The 20,383-nt window shown below is 42.6% G+C and carries 15 protein-coding genes; 9 read left to right on the plus strand and 6 right to left on the minus strand.

Annotation, left to right across the window (positions count from 1 at the left end; all coding sequences use genetic code 11):
• Nucleotides 1–879, minus strand: coding sequence for an ATP-grasp domain-containing protein (locus tag FCL46_RS09540; protein WP_136806248.1), 879 nt, complete (start codon nt 877–879; stop codon nt 1–3).
• A 401-nt stretch (nt 880–1,280) separates the two neighbouring features.
• Between FCL46_RS09540 and FCL46_RS09545 the strand changes: the two genes are divergently transcribed.
• From FCL46_RS09545 to FCL46_RS09570, 6 genes are all read left to right on the plus strand, one after another.
• Nucleotides 1,281–1,892, plus strand: coding sequence for a glutathione S-transferase family protein (locus tag FCL46_RS09545; RefSeq protein ID WP_136806249.1), 612 nt, complete (start codon nt 1,281–1,283; stop codon nt 1,890–1,892).
• A 771-nt stretch (nt 1,893–2,663) separates the two neighbouring features.
• Nucleotides 2,664–3,884: a glycine betaine/L-proline ABC transporter ATP-binding protein ProV gene (gene proV, locus FCL46_RS09550; protein ID WP_136806250.1), complete on the plus strand. Its 1,221-nt coding sequence runs from the start codon at nt 2,664–2,666 to the stop codon at nt 3,882–3,884.
• 32 nt (nt 3,885–3,916) lie between these two features.
• Entirely contained in the window at nt 3,917–4,756 is an 840-nt protein-coding gene (locus tag FCL46_RS09555; RefSeq protein ID WP_136806502.1) for an ABC transporter permease, read from the plus strand.
• 16 nt (nt 4,757–4,772) lie between these two features.
• Complete coding sequence (proX, locus tag FCL46_RS09560) at nt 4,773–5,801, plus strand: glycine betaine/L-proline ABC transporter substrate-binding protein ProX (protein ID WP_136806251.1); 1,029 nt, start codon at nt 4,773–4,775, stop codon at nt 5,799–5,801.
• Nucleotides 5,802–6,068: 267 nt separating this feature from the next.
• Nucleotides 6,069–6,542 (plus strand): MarR family winged helix-turn-helix transcriptional regulator, encoded by a 474-nt coding sequence (locus tag FCL46_RS09565; protein ID WP_136806252.1) that lies wholly within the window; start codon nt 6,069–6,071, stop codon nt 6,540–6,542.
• A gap of 407 nt (nt 6,543–6,949) precedes the next feature.
• Nucleotides 6,950–9,565 (plus strand): Lcl C-terminal domain-containing protein, encoded by a 2,616-nt coding sequence (locus FCL46_RS09570; RefSeq protein ID WP_136806253.1) that lies wholly within the window; start codon nt 6,950–6,952, stop codon nt 9,563–9,565.
• Nucleotides 9,566–9,658: 93 nt separating this feature from the next.
• Here FCL46_RS09570 and FCL46_RS09575 read toward each other — a convergent pair whose 3' ends face one another.
• Nucleotides 9,659–9,796, minus strand: coding sequence for a hypothetical protein (locus FCL46_RS09575; protein ID WP_153307114.1), 138 nt, complete (start codon nt 9,794–9,796; stop codon nt 9,659–9,661).
• A 125-nt stretch (nt 9,797–9,921) separates the two neighbouring features.
• On the opposite strand from FCL46_RS09575, the gene FCL46_RS09580 reads away from it, so the two are divergent.
• On the plus strand, nt 9,922–10,686 hold the full coding sequence (locus tag FCL46_RS09580) for a substrate-binding periplasmic protein (RefSeq protein WP_136806254.1): 765 nt from the start codon (nt 9,922–9,924) through the stop codon (nt 10,684–10,686).
• Between the two features lie 344 nt (nt 10,687–11,030).
• On the opposite strand, the gene FCL46_RS09585 is transcribed toward FCL46_RS09580, so the two are convergent.
• Nucleotides 11,031–12,014, minus strand: a complete 984-nt coding sequence (locus FCL46_RS09585; RefSeq protein ID WP_136806255.1) for a GlxA family transcriptional regulator — start codon at nt 12,012–12,014, stop codon at nt 11,031–11,033.
• Between the two features lie 234 nt (nt 12,015–12,248).
• On the opposite strand from FCL46_RS09585, the gene FCL46_RS09590 reads away from it, so the two are divergent.
• Nucleotides 12,249–14,594, plus strand: a complete 2,346-nt coding sequence (locus FCL46_RS09590; RefSeq protein WP_136806256.1) for a molybdopterin-dependent oxidoreductase — start codon at nt 12,249–12,251, stop codon at nt 14,592–14,594.
• A 137-nt stretch (nt 14,595–14,731) separates the two neighbouring features.
• Here FCL46_RS09590 and FCL46_RS09595 read toward each other — a convergent pair whose 3' ends face one another.
• From FCL46_RS09595 to FCL46_RS09605, 3 genes are all read right to left on the minus strand, one after another.
• Complete coding sequence (locus tag FCL46_RS09595; RefSeq protein ID WP_167505797.1) at nt 14,732–17,401, minus strand: response regulator; 2,670 nt, start codon at nt 17,399–17,401, stop codon at nt 14,732–14,734.
• 557 nt (nt 17,402–17,958) lie between these two features.
• Nucleotides 17,959–18,555, minus strand: a complete 597-nt coding sequence (locus FCL46_RS09600) for a flavodoxin family protein (protein WP_136806258.1) — start codon at nt 18,553–18,555, stop codon at nt 17,959–17,961.
• Between the two features lie 81 nt (nt 18,556–18,636).
• Complete coding sequence (locus FCL46_RS09605; protein WP_136806259.1) at nt 18,637–19,239, minus strand: hypothetical protein; 603 nt, start codon at nt 19,237–19,239, stop codon at nt 18,637–18,639.
• Nucleotides 19,240–19,662: 423 nt separating this feature from the next.
• Between FCL46_RS09605 and FCL46_RS09610 the strand changes: the two genes are divergently transcribed.
• Complete coding sequence (locus FCL46_RS09610; RefSeq protein WP_136806260.1) at nt 19,663–20,253, plus strand: NAD(P)H-dependent oxidoreductase; 591 nt, start codon at nt 19,663–19,665, stop codon at nt 20,251–20,253.
• The last annotated feature ends 130 nt before the right edge of the window (nt 20,254–20,383 follow it).

The following is a 20,383-nucleotide window of genomic DNA, read 5'->3' on the forward strand; positions in this document are numbered from 1 at the left end:
TTAACTCGCTATTTTGAGGAAATAATCGACAATCTGCCGTGGCAGGTCGGTTTTGTCCAATCGGGATATCTGGATGATTCCAGTGGGACAGGTAATATTGATCTCGGTAAGGTTTTCACCTATGAAATCGAGGCCGGAAAAGTGTATGCCCTGACTGACCATCCATGGCCCGACTTCGTCAACAATTGCTTGTTCGCGAGGGGTGAGATGTGTTTTTAGCGCGTCGCTGCTGGCGAAATTCGCATGGTAGCCGCTTCGTGGTTTTCGCATTGCTGCGCCTAGTACCTTGTCTCCCAGCATGATGACACGTTTGTCTCCCTCATAAACCAGCGTAAGGAATTTCTGTACCATTACAGGAGAGCGGCCCCCGAATGTGAATTCCTCTATTGGTTCATCTTGCCCTGGTTCTATTCGAAGGACCGACTTTCCCTGGAAACTGTCCAAAGACTTGATTACACAACTGCCATGTGTGTCGATGAACTCACTGATGAGTTGGGGGCTTGAGCTGACCAGGGTAGGAGGCATATGCGCAGAGAAGGGCAGGGCGATCAGCTTTTCGTTGAAATTCCGCAGTGACTCAGGGCTGTTTACTACTGGAGTATTAGTAAGAGAAAGCAGCTGAGTGGCATAATGGAAAGCTAGATCGTAGGGCGGTTCTTTTCTCATGAAAATGAGATCATATTCGTCCAGCCCTCTTCGGTATTCTTTCTGGTCTTCAGCTGTTGCAACTACCCGCGCCTGCCCTGAAAAGTAGAGCAGGTCAATAGTGGTAGTGTCGACTTCAATTCCCTGGAGTCTTGCCTGCCTGATAATGGCCAGGGAGGTATCTGTTTCTTCCAGAAGTCCCTCAATAGGGTCAAGTATGACGAGCCATTTCATGGTTCATGTCCTTTTGTGGTGGTATGCATATGGTGGTTTCCTGCTGAACAAAACAACAACAGTGATAATAACGGATTATCCTTTTGTCAAAAGGACGAATTGGTATCAGTGGCCTATTTATCGGACCAGTTGGGTTTAAAGTGGTCACCTTTTACGGGCAAGGTGACAATTGTGGTACTTTTGAAATCGATAAATTCCGCGGATCGCTTGTGTTACAAGGAACCCATCAAATCAATCGCTCCTACCTTGATAGATAGGTACTGTTGTATAACTACCAACAGTGATTACTTTCAGATTTCCACTGTTTATTAAACTTCTTATACCTGAAGATGTAGCAAATAGTGCTACGCCACAGGTTTTGATGAACTCTGCAGCATTAATCATGCACAAATGGAGATACCATGTACACGCTTTATACCATTCCCGGATCTTGCTCATCTGGAATTACCGTTCTACTTGAGAAGCTACACGTTGAGTACACACCGGTTCGACGTGAAGATGTATCAAATTATTCCGACATGGTGCCAACGAATCAGGTACCTGCATTACAATTACCTGATGGTCAAATTATCACAGAGGGGGCTGCAATTGCACTTTATCTCCTTGAGAAGCACAAATCATCGATGTTGCCAGCTGACCTTTCAAGCAAAGCAGAATTCTTGAGGTGGTTAATGTTTGATTATGCAACCCTGCATCCAGCCTATGGGAAAATGTTTGCTATTATGTACAAAGTAAACATGGATGAAAACGAGAAGGTAAGTGTATTGAAACAATTGGCTCAATCTACCTCAGATTTATGGGCAATTCTTGATAAAGAATTGGAAAATAAGACATTTATTACGGGGGAAGAGGCGACAATAGTGGACTATCTGGCAACTATTTACTCAAGTTGGGGAAAGAGTTTCAAGGGGATAGAAATTACACTTGGCAAAAATGTGGAGCGTCTCATCAAGCAGGTGTCCAGCCTTCCTGAGTTTAAAGCTGCCTATAAGAAAGAAAACATCGAATTTTGAAGGGTGTATCCGAAAAAAAGCGTTGATAATAAAACACTCCTGCCGTTATTGGTGGGAGTGTTTTTTGGTGGGGAGATGAGTAGCTCTGAATTTTTCGGAAATATCAATTGAATCCGATAAATTTTTAGGTAAGAACGCTGTCGTCTGCACTCCTCGTGCAATTAGCTGCTTCACGATATCTGCTGTTTTCATTTTGATTGTCTCTCTGAGTATCCGTGCCGCCGGTGTTATCATTTCGATTGTAAACTTAACCACATAATTTTATGACTGAAAAATATCGTCCCGAATAGCAGGGTGTATTAGGTTGAAATTAAAAATATATTGATGTGAAATCAGGCTAAGAGAGAACCGTTATAATTACATCAACCACCTACCTGTACACATCCCCAGCTCACTGTTGACTCGTCAACGCTGAATCAAAATTTCTCGCAGTATACATGTGCAGTATCTTTTTTATGCTGAAGAGCTTGTGAAACGATCATTCCTGAACAGCCTCATCATGTTGATGGTGCTGAATATGTCATAGTCGAACCGATTGTAAAGTTTGGGGTATTTGCCCATTTCTTCTCACAATTCTTTGCCAGGATGAGTGGTAATCAGATTATGTATTTAACAATACAGTATTGCGTAAAACTATATTGTGAGATATGGTATTGCGTAATACTGTTTTGTTAAAAACTATCCTATTTCAATTCTGAGAAGCTACCAAATTTTCCGATTCCCAGATTATTTCTTTAATTTCAAATATTACCATGTGAGTACCAATTCGTTATGCCTGAAATATCCGTTAGAAATCTATATAAAGTCTTTGGTAATTCGCCAACTAAAGCATTGAATTTGCTCAGTCATGGGCAAAGTAAGGAACAGATTTATGAAGAAACAGGACTGACCGTAGGAGTTCAGAACGCAAGTTTTGAAGTCGAAAAAGGTGAGATCTTTGTCGTCATGGGTTTGTCCGGATCTGGCAAGTCGACCCTTGTCCGAATGTTGAACAGACTTATTGAGCCTAGTGCAGGGGAAGTCTTGATTGATGGCGAGGATATCCTCAAAATGAATAAGCAGGAACTTGTAAAGTTCAGAAGACGTAAGACAAGCATGGTTTTTCAATCATTTGCACTTATGCCTCATTTGAGTGTCCTCGATAATGTTGCCTTTGGACTTGAGCTGGATGGTATTGAAAAATCTGTACGCGACGAAAGAGCCCTCGATGCTCTTGCGCAAGTTGGGCTGGAAGGCTGGGAGAAAGCATTACCTTCTGAACTGAGTGGTGGTATGCAGCAGCGTGTCGGTTTGGCACGAGGTCTTGCTGTGGACCCGGACATACTTCTCATGGATGAGGCCTTTTCCGCACTGGATCCACTTATTCGTACTGAAATGCAGGATGAGTTGCTTAAACTCCAGGACAGGCACGAAAGAACAATCGTCTTTATCTCTCATGATCTTGATGAAGCCCTTCGTATTGGAGATCGAATTGCAATAATGGAAGGTGGAAGAGTTGTTCAGGTTGGTACCCCTGAAGAGATCTTGCAAAATCCTGCAGATGATTATGTCCGTGCATTTTTTCGCGGTGTTGATCCAACTGGTGTGATTTCAGCTGGGGATATCGTTCGTCATAATCAGCCAACCGTTATTTGGCATACACCTCAGGGCAGTCCTCGCGCAACGCTTGAGATGTTAAACAATCGGGACAGAGAGTATGCCTATGTTCTTGATTCAAAGCACCACTTTTTTGGAGTTGTATCTACAGACTCTCTCCGAAATCTCCTGGAATCAGGAACACCTGGAGAAAAAAAGAATATAGAAGGTGCCTTTATACAAGAGGCGCTCGTTGTAAAAGATACAGAATGTCTTCAAGACATCCTACCCCAGGTTGCCTCCCATGCATGGCCTATTCCTGTAATTGATGAGAATTCTGTCTTTAAAGGCGTTGTGTCAAAAAATAGATTCCTCAAAACTCTTTATAGAGCAGAAAACGGCGATAGCATTATTTAATGCCACACTTTGATAATCTTCAGGAGATTATGATGTTCAATTTTGAAGAAAAACGTATTCCGCTTGACAGTTGGATAACCCAATTTGTTGACTGGTTGGTTGAAGGATATAGATGGTTTTTTCAGGGTTTAAAATGGCCTGTTGAAATAACTCTTTCTGGTTTGGAAAATACACTTCTGGCTATTCCTCCTCTGGCCATTATAGCCGTATTGGCTTTAATTGCCTGGAAAACATCCGGAATACGATTGGCTGTTTTCACCATAGTGTCCCTTGTGTTCATAGGGCTTCTCGGATTTTGGGAAGACACCATGATAACCTTTGCTATGGTTTTTTCCTCGGTAGTTTTTTGTACAATTGTTGGAATTCCTTTAGGGATATGTGCAGGAAGAAACGACAGGTTTGAGTCTATCCTGCGGCCTATACTCGATGGAATGCAGACAACACCTGCTTTTGTATATCTTGTTCCAATTGTAATGCTTTTTTCTATCGGTAATGTGGCTGGTGTTCTTGCCACGATTGTTTTTTCCCTTCCCCCTATTGTTCGTTTGACAGCACTAGGTATACGACAGGTACATCCAGAGCTTGTTGAAGCTGCTCTGGCTTTTGGTGCAACCGGCAATCAGGTTCTTTTAAAAGTACAAATTCCAATGGCACTGCCGACGATTATGGCAGGCTTGAATCAAACCATCATGATGGCACTTTCAATGGTGGTTATAGCAGCCTTAATCGGGGCTGGTGGTTTGGGTGCTCCAGTGGTTCGTGGACTTAATACACTTGATATTGGACTTGCTACAGTTGGCGGTCTTTCGATTGTACTTATAGCAATAATTTTAGATCGGATAACCCAATCTCTGGGATCTAAAGAAAATTAAAACAGGAGAAAAAGAGATGTTTAAAAAAATAGTAATGACGGCTGTAATGCTATCAATGACCATGATTGGTTCGGCATATGCGGATGACGCTAAGCCAGGCAAGGGTGTAAAGTTGCAACCTGCCAGAGCAACATGGAACACAGGTTTCTTCCAAGAGGCATTGGTTCGTCGTGGTCTTGAAGAACTAGGATACAATGTCAAAAAGCCTAAAGATTTGCAAAATCCGATATTTTATAAGTCTGTCGCCCTTGGTGACGTTGATTACTGGACCAACGGCTGGTTCCCAATGCACGATGGCCAGCTTCCAAAAGGTTTTTATGATAAAGCTGAAAAAGTTGGATATGTCGTAAAAGCTGGAGGACTACAGGGATACCTCGTCTCAAAGAAGCATGTTGACCAATTTGGTATTACATCTCTTGATGATTTTAAGCGGGATGAAGTCAAAAAAGCATTTGATAAAAACAACGACGGGAAAGCTGATCTCACCGCCTGCCCTCCAGGCTGGGCATGCGAGCAGGTTATTGACCATCACATGAAAGTGTATGGTCTTGAGGACCACATCAATCCGGTGAAAGCTTCATATGAGGCCGGGATGGCATCTGCCTTGGGTGAATTCAAGGATGGCGAACCTATTATTTTCTACACCTGGGCACCAAACTGGACAATTTTTAAATTGAAGCCAGGCAAAGATGTCATGTGGATCAATGTTCCAGAAACACTGCCGAGTGATTCCCAGATGGCTGGTAAAGATCGCATGGAAGTAGGTGGCATAGAAGGGGCTGTTTCTGATCCTGCTAAGCTCGGCTTTGTTGTTTCAGATATACAGATTGTTGCCAATAAAGTATTTATGGAGAAGAATCCAGCGGCAAAGAAATTCTTTGAAGTGTTTACCTTGCCTCTCATCGATATAAACGAGCAAAATACCCGGATGAACGAAGGTGAGAAGAGTCAAAAGGATATTGGTCGTCATGTAGATGAATGGATTGCTAAAAATACAGAAAAATGGAATGGTTGGCTTGATGCAGCTCGAAGTGCTGCAAAATAAGTAGATTCCGTCCGAAAACGGTTTTTTCCATTTAACTCTGCGTTGCTCGATAAATTTTATCCTTACAATATTATATATATGGATGTGGTGAAATTTATTGAGCACCTCGATTTAGATGAAAAGCCCACGTTTCTGGATGTAAAGTAAAGACCCATGGGGGTAAGCTTTTTTTGCCCCATGGGTCTTTTATATTGAGTATCTTACCAGAAATGCTTAACATCACATTTGCTGTTGGGTAACATGATTGATTTAACATGATATGGGTCAATGGATAAGCGCATAGAACAAGAAAAAGCTATTACAAAGCAACTTAGGACAATTTTTAAAGCGATTCAGGCACACTCAAAGTGTGTTGAAAAAGCGTGTGGCCTAAGTAGTGTCAGGCTTTGGATGCTTTTTGAAATCAGCTCTATAGAAGGTATAAAAGTTTCAGAATTGGCATCAATCTTATCTATCCATAGGTCTACGTGTTCAAATATGCTGGATAAACTTGAAGATAAAAATCTCATTTATCGCAAGCGTAGCAAGACCGATCAGCGAGCAGTCCGCCTCTATATCACCGAGGAAGGTGAAGCAATACTTGCAAAAGCTCCTTCACCTCCAGAAGGAAAATTGAGCGCCAGTTTAAATAAATTATCCCCACAGCAGTTAACAGAACTTGAAAAGAGTTTTGGTGTATTAGTAAAAGCAATGCACGTTGAAGATGAGCAAGCCGGTCTCATCCCAATTCAAACGATCTGATTCATTCGCTTACAAATTGTCACTTACGTTGCAGTGAATGCAGTTTAGTGGACCTCGACACGTACGAGTAGAGGTCCAATTGAAGCACTTCCGATAGCCTTGTCTTGATTGTTTCATCATGCTGTTTCCTGATCAAGCCACACCTTCCTGGATTCCTTCCTATTCAGTTCTTTCAGTTAATATCAGCGTCTGTTTTATGTACTGATTACAAAATCCTTATTTTCTACACATTGCCTCCATATTTCGAAGCTAATCTGCCTGTCAAATAGGTGTAGTCTCTCAATTGTGTCACCAATATATTGACCAAAGAGGCTCCTCATGAACATCTATGAAAAATGGCGGTCTGGATATTGTGTTCTTTGGGGCACAGGCCCACGCGAGTGAAGTACAAAAAATGGAGAATTGAAATGAAATTACCTGAAGAAGTACCGAAGGGATTTTTTACGGTTTTTAAAGTTTTTCTGGCAGTAGGTCTGATATCCCCAGCCATCCATGCCCATGGTTCTAATATGTATGCAGAGGGAGTTATTGAAGGAAATGAAACGTGTAGTGTCACCATACCATCTCAGACCCCTGCCTGGAATAATCAGAATGGTAATCAAAACTATTTGAACCAAAACTATTATGCTCAAATCAGGACAAACACAAATAATAGTTTAGACAAACACAATCGACGTTATCGCAACGTAAGCTATGCTATTGTCGATACCGGTCAAACAACCTGTTACGATGATCTTAATGCGCTTCCAGTTTGTCCTGCGCCGGGCGAAGATTTTCACGGTACAGATGGACTGTTTATTGGCAATCAGCCTTCATTTACAAATAATAGTGACGGAACTATTTCTGATAATGTCACTGGCCTGATGTGGCAGAAAACTGCAGATACTGATGGTGACGGTGATATCGATGCTGCTGATAAACTCACCTATGCCGATGCAGTTGCGAGGGCAAGTGAACAAACGACAGGTGGGTACACTGACTGGCGACTTCCGACAATTAAGGAACTGTATTCGTTAATGAACTTTAACGGGGTTGACCCGAGCATGGTTCAAGATAACGATACATCTGGTTTGACGCCCTTCATTGATACGGATTATTTTGACTTCGCCTATGGTGACATTGCGGCTGGCGAGCGAATTATTGATGCACAATATGCGAGCAGTACCCTCTATGTCGCGACAATCGGTGATGAGAATGGACTCCTTTTTGGCCTTAACCTGGCTGATGGTCGAATCAAAGGATATGGCCTGGTGCTGATGGGTCGTGATAAAACCTTCCAGGTTATGTATGTGCGCGGAAATCAGCGATATGGCCAAAATGACTTTAAAGATAATCGCAACGGTACTGTTACAGACAAGGCCACTACCTTAATGTGGTCCAAGGATGACAGCGGTGAGGGCATGATCTGGAAGGATGCCCTGGCCTGGGTTCAGGAAAAAAATGCAGAACGTTATCTGGGCTACAACGACTGGCGATTACCTAATGCCAAGGAACTTCATAGTATCCTTGATTACAGCCGCTCACCCGATACTACGTATTCCGCCGCGATTGATCCGGTGTTTAACGTGTCTGAAATCGTCAATGAAGCAGGTGAAAATGACTACCCATGGTTCTGGAGCGGCACCACACATGTGAGCATGGGAGAAGTTACAGGGAGTTGGGGGGCATACGTCGCCTTTGGTCGGGCTTTAGGGTATATGGAAGGGGAGTGGACAGATGTTCATGGTGCTGGTTGCCAGCGCAGTGATCCGAAGATTGGTGATCCTGCTCAATGGCCATATGGTAACGGACCACAGGGTGATGCAATTCGTATCTTTAACTATGTTCGTTTGGTACGTGACACCGTAAGAGCACCGGGTATCAACACCACACCGATAGATGATAGTGATGACGATGACACCGATACTGATCCGGGTATCGACCCAATAGACGATGTGCCGGATACAGACCCTGATATTAGCAGTACATACCAGGTTATCGATACTGGACAGACTAAATGTTATAATGACGAAGGTGCAGAAATAACCTGTCCGCTTTCAGGTGAATATTTTGCGGGCCAGGATGCTCAATATGACGGCAATCAATTCAGTTATATCGATAATGGTGACGGTACAGTAACTGATAATACAACAGGTCTGACCTGGCAGCAATCACCAGTGAATACAGGTTGGAGCTATGAAGGTGCTGAAACATATTGTGATGATCTTGTATTGGCAGGGCACGATGACTGGCGCATGCCGACCTTAAAAGAACTGTTTTCAATAAGTGATTTTTCTAAAGGTTGGCCCTACCTGGATACTACCTATTATAATCTGGCCGGTGACACTGTAAGTAAAGATGAACAATATTGGGCGGAACCTTATGTTGGCACTACTGTTGAAGGACAGGGAAATGCAGCCTTTGGTGTAAATCATGGTACAGGGCATATCAAGGCGTATCCGGCAGGAGTTTCCGGACCCATGGGGAATTATGTGCGTGCCGTTCGTGGTAATTCATATGGAACCAATGATTTTGTCGATAATGGCGACGGTACCGTCACCGACAGATCGACAGGGCTTATGTGGCAACAGGGAGATAGCGGCGAGGGCATGGATTGGACAACCGCTCTGGCGTATGCAGAAAACTCAATAGATGCAGGCTACGACGATTGGCGTTTGCCAAACGTAAAAGAGCTTCAAAGCATTGTTGATTACACCCAGTCACCCAGTGCAAGTGTGACAGCAAACCTTGGTCCTGCTATTGATACCGACTTCTTCCAGATAACAGAACTCCCATTTGGAACAACGAACTATGATACTGATTACGGCTATTTCTGGAGCAGCACAAGCGCCTATTTCGGTGGAGATAGTCTGGAATATTATTATGCGTGGTATGTAGCCTTTGGAACAGCGGTTGGCGAGAGTGGTGACGATTTTCACGGGGCCGGTGCGGTTCGATTTGATACCAAGGTTGAAGGTGGACCTCTGGGTGAAGGTGGCGAGCGATATTATAATTATGTCAGATTGGTACGAGACGTAGACTAAGAATCGCGAAGAAATCTTCTCACCTTCTTGAGCGCAATCTGCTTAGGATCAAAATATTGAACTATGCAGATTGTGTTTTTGTTGTAAATCATCCTAAAAAAACAACATCAAAAAGAAGACTGCCAAAGTGTAGTTTCCTTCTCCCCCTGTTTCTCTATAGCTAAGAAATATCTCTATCATCACCAGCACATCTTTTTCTTCAGATTCTGGATAAGGTGTTCCCTGATTCATACGATTTCCTTCTCTGAGACGGCTGTGATAGGATATTTAATAGTCAGTCGATAAATCCTTGAAAATAGTGAATTGAGTAGTGATTGATTCCAAATAAATACCGGTGATTATTTGAGTTTGAAGTTATGCAAACTACTACCAAGATAAGAATGACAATCAATGCAATGCATGGAATTCTGTTGCTCTTGTTGTCTGTGTGTATCCCATCTCCGCTGTTTGCTCAACAATCTCTTGTTCTGTCAGCTATTGAAAATACACCTCCGTTAGAAATGGTGAGTGAGGTGTTGCGAAGAGCATATCAAAAGATTGATATTACTGTTGAAATAATAAAAATGCCGGGAAAGCGAGCATTAAGAAGCTCAAGTGCAGGACTAACTGACGGTGAAGCATTTCGATATGCTGATATTGAGGTGGAAAATCAAGATCTTATCAGAGTTGACGTAGTCATTCGGGTAGATCGTATGCATTTATATACAAAGAGGGGCGAAGAGTTTCGAGTTGATGGCTGGAAAAGTATTCCTAAGGATTATGTTATTGGATATCAACGCGGTCTACGATTTGCTGAAAAACATATCAAACAGTATGGGCTTTTCGCTGAAGCGGTCAATAGTACCGAACAGGTGTTTCTCCAACTGAGCCTTGGGAGGATAGATGTTGGTATTCATGGTGCGGATGGTGGACTTCAGATTATTCAAAAACATGATTTGAAAAATATTGTCAGGCTTGATCCTCCAATATATGAGGCACATTTGTATCATTATTTGCACAGGAAACATGCTCTACTCGTACCAAAAATCACAACGGTGTTAGCTGATATGAAAGCTCAAGGTGAATTTGAGCGCATTCAGGCATCTATTGATTCAGCGACTATCCAACACCTTGGGGATTAACGTGTACGGGATATTTAACAATAATCGACTTTCTCGCCGTCTGCTGATTTATGTTGTGATCTGCAGTTCATTTCTTGTATCCATATTAACATTGAGTCAGTTGTATTACATCTATAGAGGAGACCTGAAAACGTTGGATTCAAATGTGTAGTACATCGAAAAAGCATATTCGCAAGCTGAAGCTACTATTAGCAATCGTCTGAGTTCATTGGAAGTTCAGCTTAGCCCTGAATTTTCAGCAGATGCTAAGGTTGAAACAGTGATATGTATCTCACGTGATATAACAGATAGAAAAGAGCAGAACAAAAACTCCGTGATTCTATTTTCTCAAACTATAGCCGACCTTACTTCTTCTCCAGCATCAAAAATTTATCTCTATATTCCCTGGGGGATAATCTCGTATGGCGCTTAAATAATCGACGGAAAGCGCTGCTGTCTTCATAACCTATTCGATGGGTTATCTCTTCAATACTATCCCGAGTGTTTTCCAATTGATTTTTAGCCGTTTGAATTCTCAATTTTTGCAGGTAATTCAGAGGGGAATCTCCTGTCGCATTCTTGAAACGTCTTTTGAAGTGTCGGGGACTTATGCAGACAACTTCTGCCACTTCATCAATAGAAATACTTGCTGCCAAGTGATCCCGCATGTATTGCTGGGCTTTCTGTATCTCAGTATCATTATGTTTTTCGTTGAGTGGATAGATTGCGTAGGGAGCCTGACTGGCGTTATTAGAGTCTACAAGCATAGCTTTGGCACAGACGGATGCCAATTGACTTGATCCTTCCCGCTGTATTATTCGTAATGCAAGATGCATTATCGCAGTAACCGCACCAGAACACATTATATTGTCGTTCTCTGTTAAAATCTCACCAATCTTAAGATGTACTTGCGGATAACGATACCTGAATTTCTTTTCAAATCGCCAGTTTGTCGTAGCACATTTCCCGTTTAATAAACCGGTTTCCGCGAGCAAAAATGCTCCAGTACATATTGAAGCAACTGTAGTTCCGGAAGAATATTTACGACATATATAATCAAGAACGTCTGAATTACGCATATCTCTTGATTTCGGAATAGGCAGGAGGGCTGGAATGATCAAATAATCAGCGTTTATTTGGTCTTTGAAGGAGTAATGAGGATTGATTTGGATATTGTTAGAGCATATAACGGGATTGCCTGCTGGAGATACAATCTGTGTCTCGAACAACGTTTCCCCGTTCTCGGAAAAGGATGCATGCCAGAGGTTGGCAATGGTGAAGCTGTCAATAAGGTTGGTAATACTGGAGGATAAACAGCCCTCAATTGCAAGCAGCGCGATAGTTTTCATCTAAAGTTCGTGGGCTATGAGTTAAATGATTGATGGCCAATTTCGCACGATATATGTCTCTTATGCCTCTTTTGCTCGTACATTACAAGTGGTATTGTTCTTACGTAAACGTGAAATTGATAATTCGGTGCTAACCCTGATTTCCATCAATATAGTTTTTCGCAGGGTGGGGCAAAACACACTGTAAGAGAAAAGATACTAAGAAGTGCGTGCTAACGCATTACAGGAGACACCATGGGGAAGTGGCAAAAAACCGGATGTGTTTTGTGTGCTCAAAACTGCGGCCTATTGGTTAACGTTTCAGATAATCAGATTGTACAAGTCAAAGGTGATCCGGAAAATCCGAGAAGTAAAGGGTATCTCTGTCGAAAGGGGTCAAATATTGCAAATTTCCAGCACCATGCTGATCGTCTTAAGACACCTTTAAAAAAGACAGATAAGGGTTTTGTTGAAATTTCCTGGGAACAGGCATACCGCGAAATTGGAATCAGGTTACGTGAAATCGTAGACGAGTATGGTCCTGAGAGTTTTGCATTAATCGGTGGTGGAGGGCAGGGCTCCCATTTTGATGCTGGATTTTCGACATCGTTGATGCACGGGCTTGGTTCAAAGTATCATTATAATGCGCTCGCTCAGGAGTTGACGGGGTACTTCTGGTGCTCTGGTAGACTGCTTGGGCGGCAAAACAGATTTCCAATTCCTGATGAGCATAATGCAGATATGATCCTGGGCATCGGCTGGAACGGGATGGTCAGCCATCAGATGCCGAGAGCGCCTCTGGTCATAAAAGAATTTGCCAGGAATCCAGACAAGTTTCTCGCAGTGATTGATCCGAGAAAATCCGAAATAGCACGTGTTGCTAACCTCCATTTGGCGATAACTCCTGGTTCTGACGCTCTACTTGCGAGAGCGATGATCGCAGTCATATTGAGTGAAAATTGGGAAGATAGTGAATACCTGGCTAAAAATACAACAGGCCTCGATAGCATACGCGGCTTGTTTGACAATTTTGATATTCAAAAAGCGCTGACTGTCTGCGGTGTTGAATACAGCCAGGTAAAAGATCTATGCAGAGAACTCAGTACACGCAAATGGTGTATGCATACTGATCTTGGTGTTATCATGAACAGGCACTCCACACTGGCAAGTTATCTCTACATGTTACTTGCTGCGGTATGCGGGAGGTTGTGTGTTTCAGGTGGATTAGTTATTCCTGGTAACATGCTTCCGCTTGGAGCCCACAGTGATGAGCGACTTGAGAAGACATGGCGGACAAAAGAGACAGATTTTCCGGCAATTTTCGGACTATTTCCTCCGAATGTTTTCCCGGAGGAAGTGCTTTCTGATCACGCACAACGATTGCGTGCTGTTGTCGTCAGTACCTCAAACCCGCTTCGCGCTTTTGCGGATACATACGCCTGGGAGAAGGCTTTTGAGAAACTCGACCTGAAGGTTACAGTCGAGATAGCCATGACGGAGACAGCAGAGTTATCAGATTATGTGCTTCCTGCCCAATCACCTTATGAGTCACATGACGCATCATTTTTTACCTGGACTCACCCTGAAGTCTATTTTCAAATGCGACATCCGTTAATAGAGCCCACCCCCGAAACAAAAGAAACTGGCCTGATACATGCTGAAATTGCTGATGCGGCAGGCATTGTTCCTGATCTTCCCGATTACCTCTATAGTGCTGCTAAAAAAGATCGGGTGACGTTTACTGCAGCACTTCTTACCTACTTACAACGAAACAAAAAGCATAGAAGACTGTCCGCCCTCATCATCGCCAAGGCCCGGGCTGGTTATACAGATTCTAACAATCTTGATGCAATGTGGGGGATTCTTCTATCTTCACCACGTGTTTTTCGGAAAAATGCAGCTCGGGCTGGATTTCCAATACCTTCAACTCTGGAGGCAGCATGTAATATAGGGAAACTTGTCAAAGCCTTTAAAGCTATAGTTACATACAGATCTCTGGTCCCTCTCGCTATTCTTAGCCCCCGTATAGCTCATGCTGAACTCATGTTTGATGCTATCCTGAAAAACAGATCAGGGCTTTGGGTGGGGAAGGCGGAAGACGATAATATGAAGGGAGTCGCTACAAAGGACCGTAAGATACACCTCTATATTGAGGAAATGGAAAAATGGATAACAGAAATAACCCCTGAGGCAGAAGAAAAAGCGTTGATGGTTGATCCGATATATCCATTTATTCTTAATGCCGGCAGGCATCTTCCGCAAAATGCCAATAACCTGATGAGAAAGCCGGACTGGAATAAGGATAAACGCACCTGCACTTTGGCAATGAACCCCGCTGATGCTAAGCAGCTTAGTATTAGCGATGGTGAGTTTGTCAAGGTGACAACAGAAGCGGCATCAGAAAGGATAGAGCTTGAGATCTCAGATGATGTGCGGGTAGGGCAGGTACTCATCCCACATGGGTTTGGTCTAAAATACAATGGGGTAACCCATGGGATGGCTGTGAATAAGCTGACAAAAAACAGTCACCGGGATCGTTTAGCAGGGACACCGATTCATCGATATGTGCCGTGCCGCGTTGAAAAAGAACAAACTGAGTAACGAACTTCTAAAAAACAGAGCACTATATTATGGTCGAAAACTCACAGTAGCGCCAAGAACCCGAGGTTCATAAGATTTAGCAGTGAAGTTCATAAATTCTAAGATAATGATACGTGCGGAGTAGGTGGATTTGAGTGTTATTCGGCGTGATCCAAACTGGGTAAAAAGGCTTTCAGTAATTGTAATTGCCCAAGTGCTTGTTGAAGGAGGAGCTGTATTTCATTAAATTGTTCCTCTGCTGCAGCCTGTTCCATCTCGCCGAAAAGATAAAATAACTGTTCGGCACAAACATTACCGGCGGCACCTTTCATTCTGTGTGACACGTGTTTTATCGCCTCGAAATTTCTATCTTCAATGTGTGTCTGGATTGTATCAAACTCAAAAGGAAGAGTGGTTATAAATTCACGCAGGATAGTTATTGCAAAAGATTTATCACCGAAAAGCTTTTCGACTAGCGCGTTGTAATCTATGGCCGACGATGAAGCTGTAACTGGTCGTTGTGATGGTAGAGACTCGTGGGGGGCGGAACCATTCTCTACTGTATCAGACTGATCGTAAAGAACGTGCTCAATAGTAGTTTTTAAAATGTCCGGGTCCACCGGTTTCGTGACATACCCATTCATACCGCAGGAAAGATATTTTTCTTTATCTCCTTTCATCGCGTTAGCTGTAAGCGCAATTATCGGGACGTTTATGTTTTTTACGCCTGATAAACCTGATCTGATTCTCCGTGTTGCTTCCATCCCGTCGAGTTGCGGCATCTGAATATCCATCAGGACAAGGCTGTAGAGTTGCTGTTGCAGAGCATTAATAGCTTCATTACCATTTTTCACCGTATCGATATGCATGTAACCAAGGTGTTTCATTATCCCCTTTATTACAAGCTGGTTGATACTGTTATCCTCAGCGAGAAGGATTTTTTCGCTTGGCTTTTCAGCGTCTTGAATATCACCGGCTACAGTTAAAGAGGCCGGGGCGTCAGGTGCGGATTGCCCTGGGATGAATGTCCGAACGGTATCAATCAGGTTGCCATACCTGATTGGTTTCTTTATGCAGGCGAAAAAATCTGTATGGTAGTCATAGCCATTAGTTGGGACATTGCCAAAAGGTTGCATAAGTATCATTTTGACATTGGGATAATATGTAGTGGCTGCAATTGCGTGACGAAGTTCGATACCGTCAGTTTCACCAAGATCCATGTCGATGAAGATGGCGTCTAACTCATTGCAATCATTATGCATGGTTTTTATTATCTCCAAGGCTTCAGCTTTACTTGATGCCTGTCTAACGTCTGCACCCCATTCCTTGAGTTTTCGGCAAATCATTTGATTACAGGTGGTGTTGTCATCAACTACCAGAAAGCTGAAGTCCGTAAGCTTTTCGTGTAATTCAGGCATAGAAACAGGTTGGACCTGTTTCTTGAATCTGGTTGTAAACCAGAAAGTAGCTCCTTCCCCTGCTTGACTTTTTATGCCAATCTTGCCGCCCAAAAGCTCTACCAGAGCTTTAGAGATAGCTAGACCAAGTCCCGTACCGCCGTATTTTTTGGTGGTTGAAATGTCAGCTTGAGTAAAGCTTTCAAAAAGCTGATCCTGCAGGTGTTTCGGAATGCCAATACCACTGTCAGTGACAGAAAAGAGAAGTTGAGCTTCAGTTGGCGATTGATGCTGACATTCTACTGTTACCTCAACTTCACCCTTCTCAGTAAATTTTATTGCATTACTTAGCAGATTAAGCAATATCTGCCGCAATCTTCCCGGATCTCCTGCGAGTTGTACAGGGGTTGCGGAAGAAACCGAGCAGATAAGCTCGAGTTTTTTTTCAATAATTATTGGGCTCATCACATCAATGATACCATCTAGGAGGTCATGGAGATCAAAATCGATTTCCTCTAAATCAATTTTTCCGACTTCGATTTTAGAGAAGTCTAGAATGTTTTCGATAACAGTGAGTAGCGATTTACTACTGGCTTGCAATGTGTCGACGTAAAGACGCTGTGTGGCGTCCAGCTTACTATTATTGAGGAGGGAGGCTATACCAATGACGCCATTTAAAGGGGTGCGAAGCTCATGGCTCATATTGGCCAGAAATTGACTTTTGGCACGACTGGCTTCTTCTGTAAGTTGATTGGCCTTGAATAGCTGCTGCTGAGATTTTTGCCGTTCGGTTATTTCCCGATGTAATTGTTCGTTGAGAGCTTTATTGCGAAGGCTTACCAAGAGAGTTTGAAGGCTGGCTGAGTGCATTACTTTTCCAGTATGGGCAAGGATTGCGGAAAAAACCAGTCCAAGAAATCCCAGAGTGATGTACGTGAGATTTCCCCCCATAAGTAATCGAATTGAGAGTGGTATGATGGCGAGAAATAGAAAAGAAAGATAGGAAAAGGGCCACGTGCTGTATACCACCACAGCAGACGCACTTATAGCAACGATACAGATGGGCCAGACCATCTGATGCAATGGGTGATGGGCCGGCCATAACAGAATAGCTGGCGCACCCCAGAGCAATGCAGCAACTATGGAGCCACAAACATGAATCCTCCCCCAGGTGTAGACCTCAACACCTGAAGGGTTTTTTCGTTGAAAGGAAATTGAAAAGAGAATCCGTAAAAGAATAACAATAGCCATAAGCCCAAGCCAAAGGAGTAATTTCCAATGTGGAATTACTGGCCAGAGCACAACTGTGACACAGAGTGCTACAAGAAGTGAACCTGCGAGGCCACCCCAGGTTTGCCGATATAACTGACGAACCTGTGATTCGCTGACCTTAAGGGATATATCAGCTTCATTTGTTGGTGTTGGCTTCAAGTATGGTGCCTTGTAGAATAAAAAATTGAGATTGGTGCATAGAGATTGTAGAGAACCTATTGTCACGTAGTCGATCAGATTGTACGTACACCAGCGTTGCGTGGTGATCATGTACTTGATAATATAGCAATAAATAAGAAAGCACTAGCGCGAAGTAGTACAGAGTGTAGCCATTATTCGAAATTATGATGCTGGCTGTTGGAATTTTCAAATACAATTCCAAATAGTTGCTAGGAGCTTGTCCGAGAATAGCAATTTTCGCTCCTGTGCTGTCGGTGTATGTGTAACATAGCCAGTCGCATCTGATCACAACTTTTATGATTAGAAAGTAAGTCTAACGTATCATTTTTCCAGTGGGAGCAAAACTTTGGCTTCTTTTCACACAAAAAAAAGTGTTTCTGATGTTCCCCTGATGCTATCAAGCTTGTCCTTAGTAGTTTTATTCGTCAGGAAAAAATCTGAGATAAACAGTTTTTCTCATTGATTTGATTGTTTGATTGTCTTGCGCAGGAGAACCGATTTCGAGCCAATAATGTGGCAGCTTGCCTATCTGAAATTCAGGATATCTTCCTTGTCAGGGAATTGATCGTGTTCTGAATTTGTTCGGTTATTTTGGGAGATTGTTCTTTGCTGATTAGTCCGGTAAATATTGTACCAACTGTTTCAGCACCAATTGATTGAGCCGCTATTTTTAGTTGCCTATGGGTTCCATACATCACGCGTCCTAAAAAACCGGGTGCTGCACATGATGAAACAATAATAGCTTTTTTCTTAGCTGTTTGTGCTTTTCGATACTTAGGCGCCATTGTGCCCCAGGGCCAATATGCATAAACAATAAGTCTTTCCATAAACCGTTTGAAAATAGCAGTGACTGAGTAAAAATTCGTTGGTGATGCAAGAATGTAAGCGTCTGCTTGTTCAATTTTATTAACCAACTCGCTCATCCCGTCGTTTAAGACACATTCTCCTGGATGTTCTCCTGATTGCTGGGTACACGCTCGACAATTAGTGCAGAACTCTATAGGTTGGTCTCTCAAGTGGATGACCTCTATTTCTGCGCCAGCGCTGGTGGCAGACTGTACAAAAGCATTAAGAATTTGATCGGTAACACCATCTTTTCTATATGAACCATTGATTGCCAATATCTTTTTCATGATCACCACGTTGGATTTTATCTAAGATAGTTTAATGATAAAAGGAGCAAGAGAGCTGATATATACCACCAAACTCTATAGCTACAGTCTGGATATTACCACTTTGGCTATATTCAGAGAGAATTGCAGATCCTGTGCTTCTGCGGCTTTCTTGGCTTCATCTTTACTTTCGAAGGCTCCAGCAAGGTAACTATTTGATTTAACAATGAACAGGTTGTTTCCCGTTAACACCCAAAGATCAGTACCGTTCCAAAACGCATCATCACCAATGTTGCTGATTTCCTTCAGTGTTGTTGACGCATAGGCATGATTAGCACGAGCTTTTTTCTGCCTGCTCATTAGATCGGCAGCGGAGTCATTTAATCCTTCATCTTTAATATCATCATCAGTGGATATTTTGACAGTGACTCCATAGACTGAGCCATTTTTCTGATAGGTGTAGCGGCAGCTTTGACCAGCCGGCATCGAACTTGCCCTTGAAAGTCCGTCTGAAACCTTAACGCCAAGGATCATGCCAACATCAGCCTGGGTAATAAGGTTGCAGGCATTGGTTTGCGGCCCATAAGCTTTGGCTGTTACAAACTGAGTTACAATAATTAAGAAAGAAATGGTGATTATGAAAAGGTGGTTTTGGTTCAATGTGTGCGAGAGAGTAAAATGTCTTTTGTCTGTTGCTGATAGCATACGGTATTCTCCCATATTAATAGGTGGGTGAGAAGAAGTAGATCTGAGTTTGAGTGATTTCAAATCAGTTGAATTTTACGCTAAGCAAGGAGCACAAAATATGTGTTGCAATTTAACTTTTTTGCAAATGTATGAAAATCCTTAACCAAGTATCAGCTACTCGGAAAAGGCATCCGTTGATTCTGTTCACGTTCTGTTAATTTTATCGAAGGGTAGAAATTTATCAAACCATTCTATAAAGAATCTTTTTTTACTATGGTGGACTGTTTGGGATTTTTGAGTGAAAAAATGGAATATATGCTATTCAACAATCAGATATATTGGAAAAAATGAAGAGGAGACAGTGTTTTGTTGCAGCAACGAGATGGAGTTGTCCAGCACTTTCTTGCACCTATTTTTGAATAATGAGGAAGAGAGCTACACATGAAGATATCTGTAATTCTTGCACATCCTGACCCTACAAGTTTCAATCACGCAATTGCCAAATCTACGATAGCAACCCTCAATCAAAGCGGTTACGAGGTTTGCTTCCACGATTTATATCAAGAGAACTTTGACCCTCTTTTGCCAGCTGCAGAAATTCCGAAAAATGCTGTGCTTCCAAACGAAATAGAGACGCACTGTAAAGAGGTTGCAGAAGCTGATGGCTTCGTTGTTATTCATCCAAATTGGTGGGGGACTCCTCCTGCAATTCTGACTGGATGGGTAGATAGGATAATGCGGCCCGGTATTGCCTATGAATTTGTTGAGAACGATAAAGGCGAAGGGGTACCTAACGGTTTGCTCAATGCAAAAAAAGCCATTGTTTTCAACACGTCAAACACCGAAACTGAACGTGAAAAAACGGTTTTCCTGGATCCGCTGGAGACTATCTGGAAAAATTGTATTTTCGATTTGTGTGGAATACATGAGTTCCATCGGAAAATGTTTAATATCATCGTAACTAGCACAAGAGAACAGCGGGAAAAATGGTTGAGAGAGGTTGAAGAAACCGTATCCTCTGTTTTCAAATGAATTTGACGTAACTCATGCTGTGAAACATAGCCACTCAACTACTTCTGTGCAGCAGTCTTGTTAAGGGGCGTTGTGTAGATGCGTAGATAAGAAATTACATACTATATTTTGCGGGGGAACTCAAAACTGC

Origin of the sequence: Desulfosediminicola flagellatus (assembly GCF_005116655.2) — a bacterium.
GTDB classification, from domain to species: Bacteria; Desulfobacterota; Desulfobulbia; order Desulfobulbales; family Desulfocapsaceae; genus Desulfopila; species Desulfopila flagellata.